The organism is Alteromonas sp. AWM4_230 (assembly GCF_056158305.1).
On record NZ_JBSWTB010000001.1, the window covers coordinates 779,873 to 804,899 of the forward strand.

General features: G+C 44.9%; 23 protein-coding genes. 19 read left to right on the top strand and 4 right to left on the bottom strand.

The features are described 5' to 3' along the window. Window positions 1-25: 25 nt before the first annotated feature. From ACXACS_RS03360 to ACXACS_RS03420, 13 genes are all read left to right on the top strand, one after another. A complete protein-coding gene (locus ACXACS_RS03360) occupies window positions 26-1,375 on the top strand; it encodes an N-acetylmuramoyl-L-alanine amidase (protein ID WP_474809203.1) in 1,350 nt (449 codons plus the stop codon). Window positions 1,376-1,469: 94 nt separating this feature from the next. Next, window positions 1,470-3,335, top strand: coding sequence for a DNA mismatch repair endonuclease MutL (gene mutL, locus ACXACS_RS03365; RefSeq protein ID WP_474804072.1), 1,866 nt, complete (start codon window positions 1,470-1,472; stop codon window positions 3,333-3,335). Further along, the gene (miaA, locus tag ACXACS_RS03370; protein ID WP_179984844.1) at window positions 3,319-4,272 is read left to right on the top strand and encodes a tRNA (adenosine(37)-N6)-dimethylallyltransferase MiaA; all 954 of its coding nucleotides are present in this window, start codon (window positions 3,319-3,321) and stop codon (window positions 4,270-4,272) included. The genes mutL and miaA overlap by 17 nt, the downstream gene beginning before the upstream one ends. A 78-nt stretch (window positions 4,273-4,350) precedes the next feature. Continuing rightward, entirely contained in the window at window positions 4,351-4,599 is a 249-nt protein-coding gene (hfq, locus tag ACXACS_RS03375) for an RNA chaperone Hfq (RefSeq protein WP_014951092.1), read from the top strand. 17 nt (window positions 4,600-4,616) lie between these two features. Next, window positions 4,617-5,906 (top strand): ribosome rescue GTPase HflX, encoded by a 1,290-nt coding sequence (hflX, locus tag ACXACS_RS03380; RefSeq protein WP_474804077.1) that lies wholly within the window; start codon window positions 4,617-4,619, stop codon window positions 5,904-5,906. 67 nt (window positions 5,907-5,973) lie between these two features. Further along, window positions 5,974-7,125 (top strand): FtsH protease activity modulator HflK, encoded by a 1,152-nt coding sequence (gene hflK, locus ACXACS_RS03385; RefSeq protein WP_474804079.1) that lies wholly within the window; start codon window positions 5,974-5,976, stop codon window positions 7,123-7,125. Between the two features lie 5 nt (window positions 7,126-7,130). Next, window positions 7,131-8,012, top strand: coding sequence for a protease modulator HflC (hflC, locus tag ACXACS_RS03390; protein WP_474804081.1), 882 nt, complete (start codon window positions 7,131-7,133; stop codon window positions 8,010-8,012). Between the two features lie 295 nt (window positions 8,013-8,307). After that, entirely contained in the window at window positions 8,308-9,909 is a 1,602-nt protein-coding gene (locus ACXACS_RS03395; RefSeq protein WP_474804084.1) for an AbgT family transporter, read from the top strand. A 210-nt stretch (window positions 9,910-10,119) separates the two neighbouring features. After that, entirely contained in the window at window positions 10,120-11,199 is a 1,080-nt protein-coding gene (hemH, locus tag ACXACS_RS03400) for a ferrochelatase (RefSeq protein ID WP_474804086.1), read from the top strand. Between the two features lie 93 nt (window positions 11,200-11,292). Continuing rightward, on the top strand, window positions 11,293-11,694 hold the full coding sequence (locus ACXACS_RS03405) for a DUF4112 domain-containing protein (protein ID WP_474804088.1): 402 nt from the start codon (window positions 11,293-11,295) through the stop codon (window positions 11,692-11,694). A 132-nt stretch (window positions 11,695-11,826) separates the two neighbouring features. Further along, window positions 11,827-12,711, top strand: coding sequence for a dioxygenase family protein (locus tag ACXACS_RS03410; RefSeq protein WP_474804090.1), 885 nt, complete (start codon window positions 11,827-11,829; stop codon window positions 12,709-12,711). Between the two features lie 151 nt (window positions 12,712-12,862). Continuing rightward, entirely contained in the window at window positions 12,863-14,503 is a 1,641-nt protein-coding gene (locus tag ACXACS_RS03415; RefSeq protein WP_474804092.1) for an acetolactate synthase large subunit, read from the top strand. Between the two features lie 32 nt (window positions 14,504-14,535). Next, window positions 14,536-15,966 (top strand): aldehyde dehydrogenase family protein, encoded by a 1,431-nt coding sequence (locus tag ACXACS_RS03420; RefSeq protein WP_474804094.1) that lies wholly within the window; start codon window positions 14,536-14,538, stop codon window positions 15,964-15,966. A gap of 142 nt (window positions 15,967-16,108) precedes the next feature. Here ACXACS_RS03420 and ACXACS_RS03425 read toward each other — a convergent pair whose 3' ends face one another. Beyond that, entirely contained in the window at window positions 16,109-16,474 is a 366-nt protein-coding gene (locus ACXACS_RS03425) for a DUF2237 family protein (RefSeq protein WP_269918491.1), read from the bottom strand. A gap of 175 nt (window positions 16,475-16,649) precedes the next feature. Between ACXACS_RS03425 and ubiG the strand changes: the two genes are divergently transcribed. The 5 genes from ubiG to ACXACS_RS03450 all read left to right on the top strand — a co-directional run bounded on the left by ubiG (window position 16,650) and on the right by ACXACS_RS03450 (window position 21,080). Beyond that, window positions 16,650-17,399, top strand: a complete 750-nt coding sequence (gene ubiG, locus ACXACS_RS03430) for a bifunctional 2-polyprenyl-6-hydroxyphenol methylase/3-demethylubiquinol 3-O-methyltransferase UbiG (protein ID WP_474804097.1) — start codon at window positions 16,650-16,652, stop codon at window positions 17,397-17,399. A gap of 252 nt (window positions 17,400-17,651) precedes the next feature. Beyond that, complete coding sequence (locus tag ACXACS_RS03435; protein ID WP_474804100.1) at window positions 17,652-18,626, top strand: esterase/lipase family protein; 975 nt, start codon at window positions 17,652-17,654, stop codon at window positions 18,624-18,626. Further along, entirely contained in the window at window positions 18,626-19,624 is a 999-nt protein-coding gene (locus tag ACXACS_RS03440) for a lipase secretion chaperone (RefSeq protein WP_474804102.1), read from the top strand. Before ACXACS_RS03435 ends, ACXACS_RS03440 begins: the two co-directional genes overlap by 1 nt. A gap of 188 nt (window positions 19,625-19,812) precedes the next feature. Beyond that, window positions 19,813-20,421 carry a glutathione S-transferase family protein gene (locus ACXACS_RS03445; RefSeq protein ID WP_474804104.1) on the top strand — a complete coding sequence of 203 codons (609 nt, stop codon included), beginning with the start codon at window positions 19,813-19,815 and terminating at the stop codon, window positions 20,419-20,421. Continuing rightward, a complete protein-coding gene (locus ACXACS_RS03450) occupies window positions 20,421-21,080 on the top strand; it encodes a glutathione S-transferase family protein (protein ID WP_474804107.1) in 660 nt (219 codons plus the stop codon). The genes ACXACS_RS03445 and ACXACS_RS03450 overlap by 1 nt, the downstream gene beginning before the upstream one ends. Here the strand turns inward: ACXACS_RS03450 and ACXACS_RS03455 are convergent. Beyond that, a complete protein-coding gene (locus ACXACS_RS03455) occupies window positions 21,073-21,972 on the bottom strand; it encodes a LysR family transcriptional regulator (protein WP_474804110.1) in 900 nt (299 codons plus the stop codon). The two genes, ACXACS_RS03450 and ACXACS_RS03455, sit on opposite strands and share 8 nt — an antisense overlap. 164 nt (window positions 21,973-22,136) lie before the next feature. On the opposite strand from ACXACS_RS03455, the gene ACXACS_RS03460 reads away from it, so the two are divergent. Then, window positions 22,137-22,853: a hypothetical protein gene (locus ACXACS_RS03460; protein WP_474804113.1), complete on the top strand. Its 717-nt coding sequence runs from the start codon at window positions 22,137-22,139 to the stop codon at window positions 22,851-22,853. 32 nt (window positions 22,854-22,885) lie between these two features. Here the strand turns inward: ACXACS_RS03460 and ACXACS_RS03465 are convergent, their stop codons facing one another. Together ACXACS_RS03465 and ACXACS_RS03470 are read right to left on the bottom strand one after the other, a co-directional pair. Next, window positions 22,886-23,791: a homocysteine S-methyltransferase family protein gene (locus ACXACS_RS03465; RefSeq protein ID WP_474804116.1), complete on the bottom strand. Its 906-nt coding sequence runs from the start codon at window positions 23,789-23,791 to the stop codon at window positions 22,886-22,888. A 27-nt stretch (window positions 23,792-23,818) separates the two neighbouring features. Further along, window positions 23,819-24,991 (bottom strand): ROK family transcriptional regulator, encoded by a 1,173-nt coding sequence (locus ACXACS_RS03470; protein WP_474804119.1) that lies wholly within the window; start codon window positions 24,989-24,991, stop codon window positions 23,819-23,821. Window positions 24,992-25,027: the final 36 nt, after the last annotated feature.

The following is a 25,027-nucleotide window of genomic DNA, read 5'->3' on the forward strand; positions in this document are numbered from 1 at the left end:
CATGACAATAACAAAAAGGCTAATTATGGTGCGCAGTATAGTTTCGGTATTATTCTTGTGTTTCGTAGTGCAGTTTGCACACGGCGCACAAAATAACATCGACGGAGTAAGGATATGGCCGTCGCCGGACAATACGCGCGTTGTTTTCGATATGAAAGCCGCGCCAGAGTTCACCTATTTTACGCTCAAAAATCCCCTTAGACTGGTTATCGACCTTAAAAATACCCGCGATTCAGCAAAGCTTTCAGGCATAGAAAATAGCGGAGATTTAATCAAAAAGCTGCGCTACTCAACGCCTAAAAATAAGTCATCGGCTAGGATAGTTGTCGAACTTAACAGAAATACAAAGCCCTCGTTGTTTGCTGTAACGCCCGACGGCTCTCTTGGGCACAGGCTTGTGGTTGATTTGCCCGACAGTGCACCTAAAACATCCGCAACACTGTCGGCATCGACATCAACGGGCTCAGTGGTGATTGACGATAAAAGTAGCGCACGTGATAGAGATATTATTGTCGCCATTGATGCTGGGCACGGTGGACATGACCCAGGCTCAGTTGGGCCCGCAGGAACATATGAAAAGCATATCACGTTGAGCATAGCCAAAAAGCTTGAAAGCAAGATCAATCGGGAACCCGGTATGCGTGCAATAATGACACGCGGCAGTGACTATTATGTATCACCTAACCGTCGCCCTGAAATTGCCAGAGAGAAAAAAGCAGACTTACTTATCTCTATCCACGCCGATGCGTTTAGTCAGCCACAACCGCGAGGCGGCTCGGTATGGGTACTTTCAACGCGCAGAGCTGACACCGAACTAGGCCGTTGGTTAGAAAAATCAGAGCGTCACTCTGAGCTGTTAGGCGGTGCCGCTGAAGTCATTAATGATAAATCTAGCGAAAGATACCTTACGGAAACTATTCTGGGCTTATCTATGGATCACAGCATGGCGACTAGTCATGACTTAGGCAATAAAGTGGTAGAAGAACTAAAGCAAGTGACCAGTCTTCATAAAAGAAAGCCACAAGCTGCAAGCTTTGCCGTGTTAACTGCGCCCGATATCCCTTCAATTTTGGTTGAAGTTGGTTTTATATCGAACCCGCAAGAAGAGAAAAACCTAAACTGGTCTAAACATCGCGAACGCTTAGCGAATGCAATGTTTAATGCGACTAAGCGTTACTTCAAGCAAGTTCCCCCTGATGGTACACTATGGGCACAAGAAAGGGCGAACAACCGTACGCACAAAGTAAGAAGCGGCGAGTCGCTTTCACTATTGGCACAGCGCTATAACGTGAAAGTAAGCAGCATCAAAGCAGCTAATGATCTCTCAAGTGATGTTGTACGCGTTGGGCAGGTACTAAATATTCCGAGAACATAAACCCGGGTTTTGTTCCATCGGCTTTTTCAGCGCTCGTTGCACTTACATGTTGTATCGCCACCAATCCATACAGTTATTATCATAGGGTAGCCCTTTGCCTATACAGCTTTTATCTCCCCAACTCGCTAACCAAATTGCCGCTGGTGAAGTGGTTGAACGACCTGCCTCTGTCGTGAAAGAGCTGCTGGAAAACAGCCTCGATGCCGGCGCTACCAAAATAGAGATCGATATTGAAAAAGGCGGCCACAAGCGCATTCGATTAAAAGACAATGGGTCAGGCATTGTAAAAAGTGAACTGCAGTTAGCGTTGAGTCGCCATGCAACCAGCAAAATCACCACTCTTGATGACTTAGAACAAATTTTGTCCCTTGGTTTTCGCGGTGAAGCACTTGCTAGTATTAGTTCGGTGAGTAGGTTGACTCTGACATCTCGAACAGAGTCTCAAGCCGAGGCATGGCAGGCGTATTGTGAGGGCAGGGAAATGGCGGTAAATATTCAGCCAGCGGCCCACCCTGTTGGCACCACCATTGATGTAGCAGACCTGTTTTACAACACGCCAGCAAGACGTAAGTTTTTACGCACTGAAAAAACCGAATTTCAGCATATCGAAGACGTTATTAAGCGTATTGCGTTAAGTTACCCCAAAGTTTCTTTTGTTTTAAAGCACAACGACAAAGTGATTAAGCGCTTTATCGCCGACAAAGAAGGCAGCTTACAAACACGGATAGGCGCCGTAGTTGGGCAGAAGTTTGTTCAAAATGCTGTGCACATAAATACGGAATATGAAGGTCTTCACATAGACGCATGGCTCGGCAACGAAGCTATGTTGCGCAGCAGCAATGATTGCCAGTTTAGTTTTGTGAACGGTAGGGGCATGCGCGACAAGCTTATTATGCATGCTATCCGGCAAGCGTATGAAAGCGTCTGGGGCGTTATCGAGCAACCGAGCTTTGTGGTGTATTTAGATGTTAATCCTAAAGATGTTGATGTGAATGTTCATCCTGCTAAGCACGAAGTTAGGTTTCAGCAAGGCAGGCTGGTGCATGACTTTATCTGTAAAACGGTGAGTGATGCACTACACGCCATGACCGACGAGCAGCCACTGACAGGAATAGATACAAATCGCGCTTCGGGCTCTGATTTCATGGCTACACAGGTAGAACACGACTACATTAGGCCCCTACAAGAACAAACGCCTGATAACGCACGCGCTTTTAATGAAACCTCTCATTATCCTGCGGGGGCATATTCGCAAAATGATACGCAGAGTAACGGTCAATATCCCGGCAGTGCGAAACCTTCGTCAGCGGGAAGCTTTAGTGGGGGCGGCGGCGCTAAGCTTTTGCAAGGCAGAGGGCAAAGTCGAGGGCCAGGCGCGGCTTATCAATCTAGTTATAACGCCTTAATGACGCCAAATAGTAACATCGCCGATAGTGATAACGGCGAACAGCGGGCTCATGCTCACGTTAATCTTTCTCCCTTGTGTAGAATTTACCCAAAATCAGAAAAAATTTACCTTCTTTTTGCAACTAAAGTTGCAAGTATCTGGTTAAGCGAACTATTTTTAAAAGCGAAGCATGGGCAGCCGCTATTGATGCCTGTCGCCGTTTCACTTGAAAATGTGGATGAAAAGCTTGTCGAATTATTAAACGCATCGCATTTTGAAATTAACAAGGTAGCTGGAAAGTACCGCTTGCAGCAGGTGCCTGCCGGAACAAGGCATTTACCTTGGCTAAAATGGTTTGAATCCTTTTTATCCATCAAGGGTAGCGGTGAATTAGATTCTTTTGAAGGTGCGATGTCATCGCTCGTTTTAAAAGAGCAAGTGTTCGACGACGATGTATCAAATATGCTCTGGTACTGGTTGGATCAGCAAAGCGAAGCGAAACAATGGGAAATTATTGAGCAATTTGCTAAAGTGCGCCCCTTAAATTTAGTGCTAGATGTGTGGGGAGAATAACGTGTCCAATGGCATAAATTCTGCATTACCTGTAATAGCAATTATGGGCCCCACAGCGTCAGGCAAGACGGGGTTGGCGTTAGATATAGCAGCTCAGGTCGATAGTGAAGTAATTAGTGTAGATTCAGCCCTTGTATACAAAGGCATGGATATTGGCACAGCGAAGCCGACGCAGGAAGAGCAAGCGGGGGTAGTGCACCACTTAATTGATATTATCGACCCGGCAGATAGCTATTCGGTGTCGCAATTTGTAAACGATACGAATGGGCTTATCGGCGATATTTTAGCTCGAGGCAAGGTGCCAATTCTGGCTGGAGGTACAATGATGTACTTTAATGCCTTGATAAATGGAATTTCGCCACTACCTAAGTCAGATGAAAAGATACGAGATGATATAACACAGCAGGCACAACGCTTGGGTTGGTCTAAATTACACGATGAATTACGTGGTGTAGACCCAATCAGTGGTGAGAGAATCCACCCCAATGACCCACAGCGTATTACTCGTGCACTGGAAGTGTATAGAAGTACCGGCAAGACGTTGACATATTGGCAACAACAAGAGGGTGAAAAGTGCCCTTATAACATTGCACAATTTGCCATAGCGCCCGCAGACAGGGCAGTGTTGCACGAACGGATCGCGACCCGGTTCGATATGATGTTAGAGCAAGGGTTCGAAAAAGAAGTATCGAAACTTTATGAACGCAGTGATCTACATGAAGATCTACCTTCTATACGTTCAGTAGGGTATCGACAAATGTGGCAGTACCTAGACGGCCAATTGAGTTACGCAGAAATGCGTGAAAGAGGTATTATCGCTACAAGGCAGCTTGCCAAGCGTCAGCTTACGTGGTTACGGGGCTGGGAGCAGGTTACATGGCTTGACACATTTGCTAACGATAATTTGATTAAAATTACAGCGAAAGTCACACTTTAAATGTTTGAGTGTGGTATACATTAGACGTGCAGTGATAGTGAAATTTCTATCATGAATAATAAAAACTAAGGATATCAAATGGCTAAAGGGCAATCTTTACAAGACCCATTCTTGAACGCTTTGCGTAAGGAACGTATTCCAGTATCAATTTATCTGGTAAACGGTATTAAACTTCAGGGGCAGGTTGAATCATTCGACCAGTTCGTTATTTTACTGAAGAACACAGTAAGCCAAATGGTGTATAAGCACGCGATTTCTACTGTTGTTCCAGCACGCGCTATCACTATGCCTAGCGCAGGAGATTCTGAAAATACTAAAGGTGAATAATTTAAAAGGTAACGCGCTTGTTTGACCGTTATGAAGCCGGTGAACAGGCTGTACTTGTTCATGTTAATTTTTCCGACGAGAACAGTAAAGAAGACTTAAGTGAGCTTGAATTACTTGTGTCTTCAGCAGGGGTAAATGCGGTCGAAGTCATCACGACGTCACGCAGTGCGCCTCATGCTAAGTTTTTTGTCGGATCAGGTAAGGCAGAGGAAATAGCAGCAGCGGTAAAAGCACACGATGCCAACGTTGTTATTTTTAACCACGCGCTTTCTCCTTCTCAGGAGCGTAATTTAGAAGCGGTGTGTAAATGCCGGGTGTTAGATAGAACAGGGCTTATTCTCGATATTTTCGCGCAGCGCGCGCGAACTCACGAGGGTAAGCTTCAGGTTGAACTAGCCCAGTTGAGACATATCTCAACCCGTCTCATCAGAGGATGGACTCACCTTGAGCGTCAAAAAGGTGGTATTGGTCTTCGCGGTCCGGGTGAGACACAGCTAGAAACTGACCGTCGATTGCTTCGTGGTCGTATCAAAGCCATTCTTCGTCGCTTGGAAAAAGTGCAAAAGCAGCGTGAGCAAGGTCGTCGCTCGCGCAAACGCGCTGAAATTCCAACGGTATCCTTAGTTGGCTATACGAATGCGGGAAAGTCGACGCTATTTAACACCATTACCGACTCACACGTTTACGCTGCTGACCAGTTGTTCGCAACGCTAGATCCTACGTTACGTAAAATCGAGTTAAAAGATGTTGGCCCCGCAATTTTGGCCGATACGGTTGGTTTTATTCGTCATCTTCCCCACGACCTAGTTGCTGCGTTTAAAGCAACGCTTCAAGAAACACAAGAAGCTGATTTACTGCTTCATGTTGTCGATATTGCCGATGCAAAATACCGTGAAACCATGGATGAGGTGAACGACGTACTTGAAGAAATTGAAGCAGGTGACATTCAACAATTACTAATCTGTAATAAGATTGATAAACTAGACGACGTTCAGCCGCGTATAGAAAGAAATGACGAAGGCGTTCCCGTTAGAGTGTGGTTGTCTGCACAGACGGGTGAAGGGACGGAATTGTTAAGCCAAGCTTTGACTGAATGTTTAGCTAAAAGCATGGTGAACTATACGTTGAAGATTCCACCCGCACAAAGTCAATTGCGTGGCGTGTTGTTCGAGCTAAACTGTATTGCAAGCGAAGAATACGACAGTCAGGGAGACTGGGTAGTTGATGTAAGAATGCCCACTGCCGATTGGAACAGGCTTGAAAAACGTCTGGAAAACGGAATATCAGAGTATGTTGTGCGACATTAAGCAGTGCTAAACACTGTATTGAGCATGCAAAATTCAAAAATATAACAGTAATCTATGGAGTATCAGCATGGCTTGGAATGAGCCGGGTGGCAATAATAACGACCCGTGGAAGAATCGCGGTGGGAAAGAGCAAGGTCCCCCAGATTTGGACGATGTTTTTAAAAACTTATTTGGTAAGTTTGGAAAGTCAGGTGGCAACGGTGGTGGTTCAGGCAAAAGCCTAGGCGGCATCGGTGCTGGTATTCTAGTAGGTTTACTTGTCGTGATCTGGTTCATTAGTGGTTTTTATACCATTCGTGAAGCTGAGCGCGGCGTAGTCCTTCGTTTTGGTGAGTATCACCAACAAGTTGAGCCGGGTCTTCGCTGGGCGCCTACGTTCATCGACTCTGTTATTCCTGTTGATGTTCAATCAATACGCGATCAGTCGTCATCAGGCTCTATGCTTACTGAAGATGAAAACGTAGTGAGCGTTCAAATGGAAATGCAATTTCGCGTTGTTGATCCATACCGTTGGACGTTTGCCGTTGAAAGCCCTGAGCAAAGCTTAAGTCAATCTCTTGATAGCGCTATCCGTTATGTGGTTGGTCATTCTACAATGGATGACGTTTTGACTGACGGACGTGAAGTAACCCGTCAGCGTGTATGGGAAGAACTACAAGCTATCATCGAACCATACAATATGGGTGTTTCTATCATTGATATGAACTTCCGTGATGCTCGTCCACCTGAGCAAGTTAAAGATGCATTCGATGATGCTATCGCTGCCCAGGAAGACGAACAGCGTTTCATTCGTGAAGCAGAAGCTTATGCTAGAGAAATTGAGCCTCGTGCACGCGGTCAAGTCAATCGCATGAATGAAGAAGCTCAAGCCTATAAAGAGCGCGTTACGCTAGAGGCACAAGGTGAAGTGGCTCGCTTTAAAGAGCTGCTTCCTCAATACGAACGCGCCCCTAAGGTTACTCGCGAGCGTATTTACCTTGAAACCATGGAAGAAGTACTTAGCAATACCAGCAAAATCATGGTTGATAGCAAAGGTGGCAATAACATGATGTATCTACCGCTAGATAAAATTATGGAACGCCAGCAATCTACAAGTAACAAAAATACGCGCAACACGCTGGAAGGCTTACAAGCACCAGTAACCGATGCTAATGGCCGCAGCCGCAACAGTTCGCCAAGTTCAGGCTTGCGTGGCGATAGCTACAGAGAAGGGAGATAAGCATAATGAAGAATATTTTTATTGCAGCATTCGTTCTTCTTGTTTTGCTTGCATCAGGTTCTCTGTTTGCAGTTAAAGAGGGCGAACGCGCTATTGTTATTCAGTTTGGTAAAGTTCAAAGAGACGACGCGACTGGCGATACGAAAGTGTTCGAACCAGGTCTTCATTTTAAACTTCCGTTTATCGATTCAGTACGTGTGCTTGATGCGCGTATTCAAACGTTAGATGGTTCACCAGACCGCTTTGTAACAAGCGAGAAAAAAGACCTTATCGTTGATTCTTACGTTAAATGGCGTATTGAAGACTTTGCCCGTTACTACCTATCAACAGGCGGTAATAAGCTTCAAGCCGAAGCACTACTAAAGCAAAAAGTGAACAATGGTCTACGTTCAGAGTTTGGTACACGTACTATCGCGCAAATCGTTTCTGGCGAGCGTTCAGCATTAATGAACCAAGCAATGGAACAGGCGTCTACATCATCAGACGAGCTAGGCATTGAAATTGTTGACGTACGCGTTAAGCAAATCAACCTACCTACTGAAGTGAGTAACTCTATCTTCCAACGTATGCGCGCAGAGCGTGCTGCTGTTGCTCGTGAGCACCGTTCAGAAGGTCAGGAACAAGCTGAAGTAATTAAAGCTAACATTGATGCAAAAGTAACAGTAATGCTAGCAGATGCTGAGCGTAATGCTCGTCAATTGCGTGGTGAAGGTGATGCGATTGCAGCTCAAATTTACGCTGACGCTTATTCTAAGAATGCAGATTTCTACAGCTTCTTGCGTAGTATGGATGCATATAAAGAGAGCTTTAACAGCAAACAAGACGTTATGGTAATTGCACCTGACAGTGACTTCTTTAAGTATATGAATCAGTCTAACGGCAACTAAAAACCAAATGTTTTTATAAATATAAAGGCCAGTCTTTTAGACTGGCTTTTTTATATCCACTCGAAAGGTAACTTGCTGATTCACAGAGGCTATTTTTTTATTTCACGAGGCCAATTTGGCAAAGTGTACAGTGAGTTTACCTCTCATTTTCCCTATCCACTGCCAAATTTTCACTAAATCGGGTAAAATACCGCCTGAATATTATTAAAACACGTCACTCATTAAGTACGAAGTTAGCGCCGTCCCAGCGATAACTTTGATGCAGTAGGCGTAAATAAACGACAGAGGGAAGATTTTGACAACGGAAAACAAGAGTACAGCGTCTGCCGATAATAACGGCGGACAAGGTGGGTTATTCTCGCGATTTCTCGCTACGGTGGAATGGTTAGGAAATCTACTTCCACACCCAGTAACATTATTTGCGCTGCTTTCACTTTTCATAGTGGTACTAAGCGGCATATTAGGTTACTTCGACATTGCGGTTGCCGACCCTCGCCCTGTTGGTGCGAAGGGGCGTGAAGAAGACGGCATGATTGAAGTCATATCGTTAATGAGCGCAGAAGGTTTGCAGCGAATAGTGACTGGGCTTGTCACTAACTTCACCGGGTTTGCGCCACTTGGCACCGTGCTTGTTGCCCTTCTTGGTGTATCGGTAGCTGAACATTCGGGCCTTTTGTCGGCAGCAATGCGCGCATTAGTTATGAATGCTTCAAAACGCGCTGTAACCTTTGCTATTGTTTTCGCCGGCATTATTTCAAACACTGCCTCTGAGCTCGGTTACGTGGTGCTCATTCCGCTTGCAGCGATGATTTTCCACTCTCTAGGACGCCACCCGCTAGCCGGTCTTGCGGCGGCCTTTGCAGGTGTTTCTGCAGGTTACAGTGCAAACCTATTGTTAGGGACGGTCGACCCACTATTGTCCGGCATAACAGAAGCGGCAGCGCATATGATTGACCCTGATTACATGGTTGGGCCAGAAGTAAACTGGTACTTTATGTTTATCAGTACTTTTGTAGTGGCCACTATGGGGGCGCTAGTTACTGAAAAAGTGGTAGAGCCAAGACTGGGAAAGTTTGACCCATCTGAGGCATCAATCGATTTAGGTAAGCAATCAATGGATGCGCCTACAGACTTAGAAAAGAAAGGTCTGCGTTGGGCGGGAATATCTTTTGTTGTGGTTTGCGCAATACTGGCGTTAACAGTAGTACCTGAAAACGGTATTTTGCGTCACCCTGAAACGGGTGAAGTGGCGGGCTCTCCGTTCCTTAAAGGCATTGTTGCCTTCATCTTCATTACTTTTGCCATTCCAGGTTTTGTTTACGGTAAAGTGACTAAGTCGATGAAAAATGACAAAGACGTTATTGATGCCATGTCTAAAAGCATGGGCGCTATGGGTCTTTACATAACGTTAGTATTTTTCGCTGCGCAATTTGTTGCGTTCTTTAAATGGACGAACTTAGGCACAGTATTAGCCGTTAAAGGTGCTGCACTATTGCAAGCGGCAGGGTTAGATGGCCCAGCCGTATTTATCCTATTCATATTGATGTGTGGTGTGGTTAACTTATCGTTAGGTAGTGCATCTGCGCAGTGGGCAGTAACGGCGCCTATTTTCGTACCTATGCTTATGTTAATTGGGTACGCGCCAGAAGTTATTCAGGCGGCTTATCGTATTGGTGATTCAGTAACTAACGTTATAGCACCTATGATGAGCTACTTTGGACTTATCCTTGCCATGGCCGCTAGATACAAAAAAGACTTAGGTATGGGCACGCTTATTGCCATGATGTTGCCTTACTCTATGGTCTTCATAGTAGGTTGGACTATCTTATTTTACATCTGGGTATTTTTACTTGGCATGCCGGTAGGTCCGGGCGCAGCCACTTACTATCAGCCCTAAGTAAATAATTAGCTTTATTGCCACAATATTTATTAGGTGGCAGTTAAACAGCGGTATGTGTTTTTAAATATTATTTTTAAACATATGCCGCTTTTTTAATGCCTAAAATCTATTAGTGCAATCGTAGTTTTTTGGCGTTATAGCAGATCATAATCTAAGGTAATTCAGTATAATACGGATATAGCGCAGTACTTCTCGGACTATGAATACATGAAATACAAATCAAACAAAGGCTTTACCCACGGGCAATCAGATAAAATTGGTGTTCTTGTAACGAATCTGGGGACGCCAGAAGCGCCAACTAAACAGGCTCTACGCCCATATTTGAAAGAATTTCTATCAGACCCTCGCGTGGTCGAAGTACCTAAAGCGATTTGGTGGTTTGTATTAAATGGCATCATCTTAAACTTTCGCCCCAAGCGTTCGGCAGAGGCCTACTCTACTGTGTGGACCGAAGAAGGTTCACCGCTAATGGCTATTACGAAAGCGCAAGCATCAGCGATAGCAGAACGTTGTAAAGCACAATACGGCGATAATGTTATTGTCGACTTTGCTATGCGCTACGGTAAACCTGCTATAAGCGACACTATCGATGCTATGCTGGCAAAAGGCGTACGCAAGCTTGTAGTGCTTCCGCTCTATCCACAGTACAGTGCGTCGACGACGGGCTCTACCTTTGATGCTATTGCAAAAGATTTTACGTCGCGCCGCTGGCTCCCAGAGCTTCGTTTCGTTAACCACTACCACGACCGCGACAATTTTATTGCTGCACTTGCCAATAAAGTAAAAGCGCACTGGGAAGTACATGGCCGCGCAGATAAACTCATTTTGTCCTATCACGGCATTCCGAAGCGCTACTTGATGAATGGCGACCCTTATCACTGTGAATGCCATAAAACATCGCGTTTGCTTGCCGAAAAGCTCGGGCTCTCGCACGACGAGTATATGACAACGTTTCAGTCTCGTTTTGGTCGTGAAGAGTGGTTAACACCGTATACAGATGAAACATTGAAATCATTACCTGAAAAAGGGGTTAAATCGATTCAGGTTATGTGCCCCGGTTTTTCAGCCGACTGTTTAGAAACCATTGAAGAAATTGGTGAAGAGAATCGCGAATACTTTATGGAAGCCGGCGGTGAGCGTTATGAATATATCGCGGCACTTAACAGTGATAAAGAGCACATAGATGTGCTTTTTGACATAGTGAAAGAAAATCTACATGGCTGGGCGGTAGAATCAGACAACGGTTTACGTGCGGGCTTAGCGAGAGCGCTGGGCGCTGAAAAGTAGCGTTTGAAAAGCTGACAGCAAACGTTTCGAGAAAAACCAATAGGGAAATCACTCTTGGTGGCGCATTGATTAAATTAAAAGGGAGATAAGGTCGTGGAAGGCAAAGCACCAAAGGAATTACTTAAAGCGCAAAAACTGGCGAACTTGCTGGACACTGCCGTAAAGCTCCCTTTTATTCCGATAAAAATAGGCTTGGATTCAATCGTGGGCCTTATCCCTGGAGCCGGTGACGCGCTGATGCTCTTCGTTTCACTTCGAATAGTTTGGCTGGGAAAATCATTGGGTATGCCCAAAGCGTTAATAGCTCAAATGGTAAAAAACTCAGCAATCGACTTTGGCTTAGGTTTTATTCCATTTGTTGGCGACATCGTGGATATATTCTATAAAGCCAATCAGAAAAATGTTCGTATCATGGAGCGCTGGTGGATAAGCGAAAATAAACATGAGGTAGATAAAGTAACACAGAAGGCGCTATCCGAATGGAGTGCTGAATAACCTAGGTTTAGTTACCCAAATACCTGCGCTTTTTTCACTTTGCTTATTTACAGTGTAAAGCTTGAGTAAATAAGAGAACCTTGTCCTTTAGCTAAATGTCTTTTTTGCAAAGACAACCAAGGGCAATGTACGATGACATCAAACAAATTAACGGAAGAGCCGCTCAAACGACGCCGCTTTATGAAAACAGCGGTGGGACTTACATTGGCTCCTATTGCGATCGGGTTGTGGGGTTGTGGAGGTTCTAATTCCACCTCTGCAAGTTCCACAGCATCTACCTCCTCATCTTCCAATAACGACACCGATTCAAATGCCGAACCTGAAGAAGATTTTGACGGTTGGGCAAGCGGTGGCACGTCAGCTATGACGTCAGACTTTCCAGACGATAGTTTATTTGACACTGCTTCTGTATGCAGTGTGGCTCTCACAGGTTCTCAAACGGAAGGCCCGTGCTATTTTCAAAGTGATTATCTTGACGACATATCATATGAGCAAACAGGTTTGCCGATGATGTTGTGTCTTCAGTTAATTGATGAAGCGTGTAATCCCCTATCGGGTTATGAAATTGAAGTATGGCATTGCGATGTAGACGGCGTTTATTCAGGAGATACCAGTGATAGTGCTGATGCCAGCGGATTCAATTCGGCATTTTGCACGGGAAATGAAGTGGATGCATTAAGTGCGAAGTGGTTCAGAGGTATTGCGGTGACAGATACTAGCGGAAGAATAAACCTAAAAAGCTGTTTTCCCGGCTGGTATAGCAGCCGAGCTATCCACATTCATTTTCGTATACGTCGCAACAACACTGATCAATTGGTTTCTCAATTTGGCTTTTCCGATAGCTTTTGCCAAGATATTTGTACCAATCATCCCGACTATAGTCACCGGGGTGAGCCAGACACGTTGCTGGGACAAGATACAGTGTTTGGCAGTGACTACAATGAATATACATTTAGTGTGTCACAAAACGAAGATGGTTCTTTGCTCGCATACAAGCGCATAATAATCAGTGATTAGACTTCCATTTTCTCTCCTATACACTATTTTTTAACATGCCCGTTAGCAACGGGCATTTTATTACGCACAGTAAACCCATTCGCAGCATTGTTTCGTAGCACATCTCATAAGAACTTTATTTTCTGCTCAAATTACAAGGAGCGTGCAGCACATGAAAGCGTCCGATTTATTTGTTAAAGCGTTAGAAGCAGAAGGCGTGGAATACGTCTTTGGTATCCCAGGTGAAGAAAACCTCGACTTACTTGAGTCGTTGCGCGAGTCCTCTATTAAACTGGTGCTGACTCGTCACGAGCAAGGCGCTGGTTTTATGGCTGCTACATATGGCAGGCTTACCGGAAAAGTGGGCGTGTGCCTTTCGACCTTAGGGCCTGGGGCCACTAATTTAGTCACGCCCGCTGCCTATGCTCAGTTAGGCGCCATGCCAATGTTAATGATTACTGGGCAAAAGCCAATCAAAACCAGCAAACAAGGTCGCTTTCAAGTTATCGACATAGTGGACATGATGCGACCTATCACCAAATTTACCAATCAGGTTGTTAGTGGAGACAGAATTCCTTCAACGGTTCGAGAAGCGTTCCGTCTTGCTTCTGAAGAGCGGCCCGGCGCGGTACATATTGAGCTACCCGAAGATATAGCAGCAGAGCAAACTAGCGCGCAGATATTAACGCCAAGCAGTACGCGAAGACCGATAGCTGAATATAAAGCGATTACTTCGGCAATTACGATGATAGAAGAAGCGCAGTCTCCGCTCTTGCTTATAGGCGCCGGAGCAAACAGAAAGCTAACAGCGAAAATGCTCAGGGAGTTTGTTAATAAAACCTGCATTCCATTTGTTACCACTCAAATGGGTAAAGGGGTACTAAACGAAAGCGATCCGCGTTTCGCCGGGAATACGGCATTATCTGATGGCGACTTCGTGCACCGAGCGATAGAACGGGCTGATCTTATCATTAATGTGGGTCATGATGTGGTAGAGAAGCCGCCGTTTTTCATGCATCACAACGACAAAAAAGTGATTCATGTCAACTTTGATTCGGCTGCCGTAGACCCTGTTTACTTCCCGCAACTCGAAGTGGTTGGAGATATTGCTAACAGCATCTGGCAAATTAAAGAAGGCATTACCCCCCAGGACGATTGGAAGCTAGATTTCTATAAAGATGTGCATCAGGCGTATGTAGAACACCGCGCTGAAGCAGAAGATGACAATCGTTTTCCTATTTTACCCGAAAGATTTGTTAGAGATATTCGAAAGGTCATGCCAGATAACGGCATTGTCACCTTAGATAACGGTATTTACAAAATTTGGTTTGCGCGTAATTATCCTGCTTTTCATCCCAACACCCTGCTTTTAGATAACGCTCTTGCCTCAATGGGAGCGGGCTTACCATCTGCCATTGCGGCTAAATTAGTAAAACCGGAGGCGCCAGTACTCAGCGTATGTGGCGATGGTGGTTTTATGATGAATAGCCAAGAAATTGAGACAGCTGTAAGGCTCAACCTAGACTTGGTGGTGATCATCTTGCGTGACGACGCGTACGGAATGATTAAGTGGAAGCAAGCAAACATGGAGTTTGACGAATTTGGTTTGGACTATGGCAACCCAAATTTTGTTAAGTATGCGCAAAGCTATGGTGCTCAAGGCTGGCGTGTGGACGATACAGACGTACTCATTCACATGGTAGATAAGTGTTTAAACACAAAAGGTGTGCACATTATCGATTGCCCTGTTGATTACAGCATGAATGACGAAACATTAAACCACACAATAAAAGAGTTGAGTGCCAAGCTTTAAAACACAGTATTGAAAAGGTAAGGAGTTAAAAAATGTTGAAGGAAAGCTACCCCTACTATTTAGCCAGTGAACCCGAATACGCGAACACCGACCTAGAGGTAACCAATAAATACACAGGCGAAGTAGCGACTAAAGTTGCTATGGCTGATGCTGATACCATTGATAAAGCCATAGCTGCGGCAGAGAAAGCGCAGCCTGCCATGGCCGCAATGGCGCCTTTTGAAAGACAGGCAGTGTTAGAGCACTGTGTTAAACGCTTTACTGAGCGCGCAGACGAACTGGCGCAAGCTTTGTGTATTGAAGCAGGTAAACCTATTAAAGATGCCAAGGGCGAAGTGACCCGATTAATAGACACCTTTAAAATTGCCGCAGAAGAATCGGTTCGTATCAATGGCGAAACGGTAAATTTAGAAATATCAGCGCGGGCAAAAGGTTATCAAGGCATGACCAAAAAAGTCCCCATTGGTCCGTGCTCGTTTATATCCCCTTTTAACTTCCCGCTAAACTTGGCTGCCCATAAAGTGGCACCTGCCATTGCCGCTGGTTGCACATTTGTACTTAAACCGGCCTCGCGAACACCTATTGGCGCACTAATTATTGGCGAAGTATTGTCAGAAACAGATTTGCCCAAAGGGGCGTTTTCAATTCTGCCGTGTAGCCGTGATGGCGCTGACTTGTTTACCACAGACGAAAGACTAAAACTGCTAAGCTTCACGGGCTCTCCAGATGTGGGTTGGGCACTTAAAGCAAAGGCCGGTAAAAAGCCAGTTGTGCTGGAACTAGGCGGTAATGCAGCCTGCGTAATTGATGAAGATGCTGACATTGAAGACGCGATCGACCGGGTGATTGTTGGGGCTTACTATCAGTCTGGTCAAAGCTGTATCAGTGTTCAGCGCCTTTTAGTACATAGTAAAATATACGATGAATTTAAATCGCGCTATGTAGAAAAAGTAAGAGCATTGGTGTCTGGTGACCCTTCAAATGAAGATACTTTCATCGGCCCCATGATTTCTGAGGGCGAAGCTGAACGTTTGCATGGTTGGATTACAGAGGCCAAAGAAAAGGGCGCATCTATCTTATGTGGCGGTACTCGCGAAGGCGCAATGCTTGAAGCTACGGTTATGGAAAACGTGCCCAAAGACTGTGATGCCAGTGCCGAAGAGGCGTTTGGTCCGCTATCTATTCTAGAGCCTTTCGACAACTACGACGACGCGCTTAAAGAAGTAAATAACAGTCGTTACGGACTTCAAGCTGGTGTGTTTACTCGCGATATTTATAAAGCACATAAAGCTTGGGATGAACTAGAAGTGGGCGGCGTTGTTATTGGTGATGTGCCTAGCTGGCGGGTGGATAACATGCCTTATGGCGGCGTTAAAGATTCAGGACTAGGTCGAGAGGGTATTCGCTACGCGATAGAGGATATGTCTGAGACGCGTCTTATGGTTATTCGAACGCCCCAGTAAGCTAAGAAAGCTTTTTATTAATAAATAAAAAGAGCATGTTTAGGCAAACATGCTCTTTTTTTATGGTTAGTTTCATCAACCAATACCTGGTGTGAAAGGCTCACGTTGAGGCTCATCAGTGGAAAATATCTTGTCCAATCCCCTAGTTTTTGTCAGCCGCATATTCTTCTAATAAAGATAGCGGAATGATATCTAGGGCTTTTTCATGGGTAGCTTCCAGTCGCACCTTGGGCGCAACACCGGCTTCGTAAGCTTCTAACCAACGAGCAGCGCACAGGCACCATCTGTCGCCGTCGAGTAGACCGGGGAAAGACATGCTAGGCCAGGGGGTTATTAAATCGTTACCCTGTCGTAAGGAAAACTGTAGAAATTCATCGCTAACCACAGCGCATACACTGTGATTGCCCACATCAGCATCGGGTACATAGCAAAAACCTTCACGGGTAAACCCCGTATTTCCGCAGCATAGCTGGAGCGGTCGACCATATACATTTTTTGCGTTTGCCAAAATCAGAACCCTCTTTCACAACGTATATTCTTATAATGTGTTTTTATCTAGGTGCCTATTTAGAATATAAAGGTGTACGTCTTAAATGCTCACCCTAATGTATTCACCTTATGACCCTGAACATTATGGGTCAATAGAAAAGCACTAGTGTACTTACGTTTAAAGGTAAAAAATCGTGCTCGATAAAAGTAAAAAAACCGGGGAAGTTAACTTTTCTGAAGAAGAAATTTCGCGCTTTGACTCACTGGCAGAGTCATGGTGGGACCCCAGCGGCAAATATAAAACAGCCCTTGAGTTTAATCGAGCGCGCTTGGATGTCATTAAAGCGCAAATAGAGGATCATTTCGGCAAAGGTAACCTCCCACCGGATTATTCGTCTTTGTCTATTGTTGATATAGGTAGCGGCGGCGGGCTTATTAGCGAGCCTCTGGCCAAGCTTGGTGCAAAGGTAACTGGCATTGATGCAAGTGCAGTAAGTGTGGAAGTGGCAAAACGCCATGCGGAAAAAAATGGTGTATCGGTAACTTATAAACACATGTTGTCCAGTGAACTAGTTAAAGAAGCACAGCAATATGACATTGTTATAAACGCTGAAGTGGTAGAGCATGTGCCAGATCAGCAGCAGTTAATTGATGAATGCGCTAGCTTGGTCAAACCGGGCGGGCTGCTTATTCTTGCCACTCTAAACCGAACACTTAAAAGCTTTGTAATTGCTATTGTGGGGGCTGAATACGTAATGCGGTATTTGCCTGTGGGAACCCATGATTGGCAAAAGTTTGTAAAACCTAGTGAATTAGAAAAATGGGTCGGTGAAGACTTCACACTGAAACATCAGATAGGTATGAAACTCGACCCTTTCAAGGGAGAGTGGCTAACCACTTCTAGCCTTGCGGTAAACTTTATCCAATCCTATTCCAGAAGTTGATAACGGTTTATTAATTGTGTTTATGGTTCGTATTTCGAGTGAAAATGGTATGGGCGAGTATACTCTCGCGTGAGTACTATCTTGCTGAATTTAATAGATATTGATAGTTAGATGACGATAAATATCACAACTTGATGTTTATCCTCCTTATTAAAGTTTCAACATAAAGGTTGATCTTTACAGTGTGTTTACATAATTATAACAAAGGTCTGACCACAGACCACAACGTTATAATTATGAGGCACACACACGATGAGAATATCCAAAGATAATAGAGCAAGGAATGCTCTCATTGTTACTTTGCTTGCCATAACAGGCGCTGTCAGTACCCTAGTTGTAGGGGCAGGACAAGCCTTCGCAGGAACATACGCAAAAACTGAAAACCCCATAGTATTGGTCCACGGCCTGTTTGGCTTTGAAGACATACTCTTTGTAGATTATTTTTATAAGGTTCCGCATAAACTCAGCCGCAACGGCGCTGTGGTATATATTGCTGAAGTTTCACCAGCAAATTCCACAGAAGTGCGCGGCGAGCAGTTGCTTGAGTATATCGACGAAGTACTCGCCTTGTCTGGCGCAGACAAAGTGAATCTAATTGGACATAGCCACGGCGGCCCAACGGCACGTTACGCCGCAAGCGTGGCGCCAGAAAAAGTTGCTTCGGTAAGCTCTGTCGCCGGTGTTAATTGGGGCAGTAAAGTCGCAGATGAATTACGGGATGCTTTCGCTGAGGGCTCAGTGGGAGAAGGCGCCGCTGGCGTCGTTGTTAATGCATTTGCCAACATTATTGAAATTGCGTCTGGGTCAGATCCCCGTGAAAAGCCCACCGACTCAATCGCTGCACTTGATTCTCTATCAACTGCAGGCTCAGTAGCGTTCAATCAAAAATACCCTGAAGGCATGCCTACCGCCTACTGTCGCAACGACGGTAAGATGTTGGCTGAAAATGGCGTGTATTATTTCTCATGGAGCGGCGGAAGAACTTATACCAATGCTTTAGACATTGTCGACCCTTTCCTAGCTATTACTGGCACTGCGTTTAAAGAGCCAAACGATGGCTTAGTCTCAACGTGTAGCTCGCACTTGGGCAAGGTGCTAAAAGATAACTACAAAATGAATCACCTCGATGAAGTAAACCAGAGTTTTGGAATTACGCACTGGTTTGAAACCGACCCGGTAGATGTGTTTGTACGCCAGGCTAATCGTCTTAAAAGATTGGGCTTGTAGTGACAAAAGGTAAAGTACGCCATGCGTATTCAATACTCACAGGGCTAGTTGCTCTGTTAGTATTGGGTACTGTTGTTTATATCCAATTTGCACCTGACACCAAAAAAAACGGGGCTGGGCATTCCTCCGAACGCTTGGAAGTTAGCAGGCAAAAAGAAACCAGTGGAAAGCTGGGCGAGAAGGGAACAACGCGTAAGGAGACAGATGCGCGCCTCCATCTAAAGAGCGAAGCAGAAAGCGCAAATAAAAGCCTTACTCCTTTTAAGCTTAACTATTCAACCAAAGACGCTTTCGACCGCTTTATATTTACGCGTACAACAGACGACCCGCAAACCGTTAAGTTTGCCTATACCACCTACGTTAGCAACGTGTTTACGCCAACTACCCAAGCGGTAGCGTCTGACTTATTTACCCGATATGTAGATTATAAAGTGGCGCTTTCTTCCATCGAGACGGAGGTCGACTTGGCTACTCATAGTTTACAGGATGTGTCTTACAAACTTGATGAGCGCGAGGGGATAAGACGGACCTACTTCGACGACACCGAATACCATTATTTATTTAGCCAAGAAGCGCAGGTGGACGAGGCGGCGCTAGCGCGTTTACAACTTGCTCAGGAAAGCACGCTGTCTAGGCATGAAAGAAAAGCGCTTATTGTTGAGTCACTGAAAACGGGAAATCAAGCCGAACGCGATGTTTTCCAGCCAACGCTGAATATACATCGCATCAACGAGATAAAACGCAGTTATAGCAATATTAATGATCGGTATAACGCAGTGGCGGCAGAGTTTGGAAGTACGGTAGCAGACCGCTTTGCGAAAACCTGGGAAAAGCAGGCTAACTGGAAAAACAAAATTGCAGATTATCAGGCGTTTCGCGAAAGCCTATCGCAGCAGGCACTTTCGCCGAGCGAGGCAGAGGATGCCCAGCGCGAATACCTGTCTGCACGCTTTACTGATAATGAAATAAAACGTCTTAAGGTGATTACGGGCTCATAACTAATGATCGGACCCCAATCCTGGCTTTTCATTGTTTTTCAGTATTTAAAAATACCCAAGAGGTATAACCATAAAAGAACTGAATAGTTCTGTGCATAGACAGAGTGATTTGAAAGCGGTATGTGCAATTACTAATCTAGAACCAACCCTATATTTAGCAATCTGTCATAAGGTCTGTGGCAATCATTATGAAAATATACGAAACGAAAACCGCACCTAACCCACGTCGAGTACGCATGTTTTTAGCCGAAAAAGGCATTGATGTTGATTACGTGCAAGTCGATATTCAAAAAGGTGAAAACCTAAGTGCAGAAATGCGCGCTAAGAACCCGTTAGGTAAAATACCCATTTTAGAGCTTGATGACGGTACCTGTATTGCAGAAACCGATGCGATCTGTACTTACTTTGAAGCATTGCAACCAGATCCCCCTTTAATGGGAACAACGCCCGTTGAAAAAGCAACGATATCTATGTGGCAGCGCCAAGTAGAGTTAGCCTTCATGATGCAAATTGGCATGTGCTTTCAACATACCACAGGTTACTTTAAAGATCGTATGACACCTGTACCTGAATATGGCAAAGAAGCGGGTATCAACGCGTCTAAATATCTCAATATTCTAGAACGCCGACTTGGTGTAAAAGAATACATCGCTGGCGATACCTTTTCTATCGCCGACATAACCGCGTTATGTGCTATGGATTTCGCCCGAGTGGTAAAAATTCGTATGACTGACGACCACGTTAATTTAGCGCGCTGGTATGAGGCCGTAAGCAACCGAGCGAGTGCAAAAGCCTAATGATAGATTTATATACCGCAGCCACCCCTAATGGTTGGAAAGCGTCAGTAGCGCTTGAAGAAATGGGACTTGAATATACAGCTCATGCTGTAAACTTAATGAAAGGCGAGCAGAAAACCCCTGAGTTTTTAGCCATGAACCCGAACGGACGTATACCGGTTATCGTAGATAGAGAAGCCGATGGCCACGTTGTTTTCGAATCCGGCGCAATTATGATTTATCTCGCTGAAAAGACCGGAATGTTCTTACCCCGCGATGCTAAGGGAAAGAGCCAAGTTATCCAGTGGTTAATGTTTCAGATGGGTGGAATAGGCCCTATGATGGGGCAAGCCAACGTGTTCCATCGTTATCTAGAAGAAAAAATTCCCGTAGCAATAGCGCGTTACCAAAACGAAGTGCGACGTTTATTCACCGTACTGGATAATAGGCTAGAAAATCGTGAATATCTGGTAGACGACTATAGTATTGCTGACATGGCTAACTGGTGCTGGGTGCGCACTTATGAATGGTCAGGTGTTAGCATTGAAGGCTTGGACAACCTAATACGCTGGAAGAACAGTATTGAAGCGAGGCCTGCAGCGCGACGTGGCGTGGAAGTGCCTAATAAGATAGATAAAGAGGCGCTGCTTAAAGGCGCCAAAAATGTGGTTACTAAATAACGCTTTTAACTGAATCGACAAACCGATTGAGCCAGCCTGATGCCATACTCGGTTTGTAAATCAACTCAAAATGCTCTTCATGGCAAAAGTCATAATCTGATACGGACACGCAAGTAAGATCATGACTTTTCGCTATGAAGTCAGGTACGTAGGCCAAAGCCAGTCCTTGCCTGACAATAGACAGCAGTGTGCCAAAATCATTACATCGATAGTGTATAGAGCGGGGGACTTTGTCGTCTCTCCACCCATCAGAGCCTATGCCCCGTTTTATTCCACAAAAAGGTGAAACGTCAGGGCAAGCAAAAGCGAAAGCGAACAAACTTTGACTTGTTAATATACCGTTCTTTGCTTCAGCTACCGCAGGGTGATTTTTTGCGGCCGCAACCACATAGGTAGACGACCCTAATAATATGCGATGCAGTGACGGGTCTTTCTCTCGTTCTTCCATTGCAAAAGAGGTGGCGATAGCCACGTCGCTACCCCCTTTAGAAACGCTATCCAGCGCTTTCCCTTCCCAGCAAGCGTGGATATTGACGTGAAAGCGATCTTGTGAAGAGGAAGGTTTAGCAAGCAAAGTTGGCAAGTAATATTGAAGCAAGAGTGATGGGCCAGAAACGGTAATGTTGTATAAAGCAGTATTACCCCTAAACTCACTGAGTGCCTGATCGGCTTCGTGCACAAGATGAGTGGCATAAATAAGGAATTTGTTTCCCCGTTGGTTGAGTCGAATATGTTTACCTACGCGGTCAAACAGTTGGCTTTCTAACTGTTGTTCTATGCGTTTCACCACTTTAGACAATGCGCCTGTGGTAACCGATAAGTGCACAGACGCTTTATTCAAGTTCTCATGTTGGGCAACAACAATAAATTTTCTTAAGTCTTCAATATCCACGGGTTCGCCGCCTCATTGTTTCCGGTTGGGAATTAAACATGTATTTATTGTAGCTTAATTGTAGGTGGTTACTGTGCCAGTATCGCCATAATAAAATTGTTATTAAGCGTAAAAGGTTTATGAAGCGTCTTCATTTGGCTGTCTTGTGTTTATATATGGTGTGCATGGGAGCAACGGCGACAACCACAAAAGAACTAAGTGCAGATGGCATTAGTAAAGCATCCAATGCTAGTTCTTCTATACACGCCGGTCATAAAAACCACAAAAGAGTTGGTTCTCACGGTATGGTGCTATTTACAGATGGCGCTGAACTCTATGCGAGTCACTTACCCCTTTATTATTCGCCACATGATTACCAAATTATTTATGCAGTAGGAAGTCCGCATAAAGCTACGCTAATTGCGTATCTACAAGCAGGCTCAACCTCTCACAGCAACATGGTGACCCTGTTACCAGAAAATTTTGATTTAAATAAACTTGTTGATGGTGAAAGATTTTCTATCTCAGCACAGTTTTATAAAGGTCATTTTGAGCGAGGTGGCACTAAGTGGTTGGGTAAATCGGAACTGACATTTGAAAAGCTGATGTTTAAACGTCGCTTGGTAAAACAATACAAACCGCCACATTCTGACGACGATAGCGTTACATATCAGCCTGATGAAAAGTGGACTAGCATCAGCCTCGGTGACAAGTATTTATACATTCACCTCATTGGCGAACGCCCATCCTTTGATGCACTGTTTATCGTTGACGATTGTCAGGAAACCTTAGGAAACATGCTGGGCGAAAGTGTTCCGAGCAAGGCGCAAATTAAAGAGTTTTTTACTCACTGCGAATCGCCTTTTCTAGTGTACTTTGAAACACAGGATTTTGCGCACTGACGCCGCTGATCTGCACTAGCGTGATTTCAGTTTTAAGATTTTACGCTATCACTTATGGCTTTGATATGTTCAGGGCCTATGCCGCAACAGCCTCCAATGATACTGGCACCTGCCGCTAGCCACGATTGAGCGTAATCTGCATAGCGCTGTGGCGTTATATCGTCACGCAGCTCTGACAAAAGGGCGTTAGCTTCATGCTGACGCTTCCTTTCTGAAAAGCTATTGGCGTATGCACCAGTAGCAATGTTTTCATTCAACTGTCGCGTAATTGTTAGTGCATTTTCCATTTCTTCAGGCTGTGAACAATTAAAAAGTACGCTTTCAACACGCTCCAGCAAAGGCGCGATTTTTTCTAGCGGCTCGCCTGAACGAAGAGTTACAGGCTCGTTTGACGACGCTCTATTATGCAAAGAAAACGACAGCCAAATGGGACGAGAAGACAGTGTTTTTATTAGTGAAACTACGGCATCAGCTTCTTCAATAGAGCAAACCGTTTCAATAAGCCAAACATCCACAAAAGGCGCTTGCGCTTTGATAAGAGGCGTTAAAATCTCTGCCACTCGTTCTGCATCGAATAAGTCTGGGCGGTACGAGCCAAAAGCAGGTGGCACACAGCCCGCGACTGATAACTTGTTGCTTTTATCCTGCTGAAAAGTAACGGCTTCCTTTGCTAGCTTAGCCGCAGACTCGGCCAGCGAAAATGCTTGCTCGTTAAACGCGGTTTCACCAATATGAAATGGAACGAGGGCATAGGCATTGGTAGTGATGACAGTGGCACCAGCATTTAGAAAGTGGGTATGAACCTCACGCACTAGCTCAGGGGTCTGCATTAATGCCAGTGCGGACCATTCCGGCTGCCTAAAAGGTGCACCAATCTTTTCAAGTTCACGACCCATACCACCATCTAGAATATGAATCACTTTGCTACTTACTGTCATGAAAACCTTAACTGCACATCTGAATAGTTAGAAATAATTAGCCTGAAGCGCTAAGTTTGCGCTTCCAATCGATTGGGCCTTTACGCCCACGTGACCGGGGCTAATTTGCGCGGGAGTAATTCCTCGCATATCCAAGTCTTTCAGCGCACTTTGGGTTGCTTCAACTAATAATTCTTTTATGTTGCTGGGTATGGCGCCGTCAATGATTACGCCATCTAAATCCAAAAGGCTCATCGCGCACTGTGAAGCGAATGCCAGCCCTTTGGCTGTCTCGCGCACCCAATTTTTTACAAGTGAATCATTGCACTGCCAGTAAGAGGGGGACTCATAAATGTGCTTAGCGTTTTCCCCCGCTTTTTCTAACTCGCTTTCCAATAGATAAAGTGAAGATTGCGTTATTAACTGACGCTGCTGATTTTGACTAAAAAAAGGCAACGAGCCAATAGCGCCGGCATTACCTGTTTTGCCATTGATAAGCTGATTGTTAAGTACCAGTCCACCGCCTAAAAACGTACCAACAAATATGTATAAAAAGCTATCGTAACGCTTTGGATTGCCGAACGACATCTCCGCGCTACACGCTGCTCCTGCATCATTTTTAATGAAAACAGGTAGGTTTAATAAGCTTTCAAGTTCGGTTTGTGGGTCAAACTCTTTCCATTCTTCTAACTCTTTTTTCGGCGCGCCTGCTTCCTCTGCCCAACTCCAAATTTCAAAAGGCATAGCTACGCCTAAGCCTCTAACCATCTTTTGCTGTGCTGCATCTAGGTTTTTGATTAGAACATTGAATGCACGCTCTGCAAAGTTCAGTAGGTTGCTTACCGTTGGATAGGCGAACTTTTCGTGAAGGGTGGCTTTAACATTGCCTTTTAAGTCGAGCAAGGTTATGTCGAAACTACGGCGACCAACTTTGAGGCCGATACTGAACGCACCGTTAGCATTCAATCCGAAAGGTACCTTAGGCTGCCCTACACCGCCTTTTATAGGCTTTAGGCGTTTGACCAATCCATCGGTTTCTAACTTCTTGATAATTACCGTTGCAGATTGCGCCGACAGCCCAGTCAATTGTGCAATTTCAGCTTTAGGTAAGGCAATGCGTTGCCGTATTAAGGTTAAGATCGCGCGCTCATTCGCAGAACGATCATCAAGTAACTCTGGTGCGTTTTGTTGTGGCAGGTGAAAAGCCGATTCAATATTCAAAGTAATTACTATCTACCGTTAAAAAAGAAAAGAGTT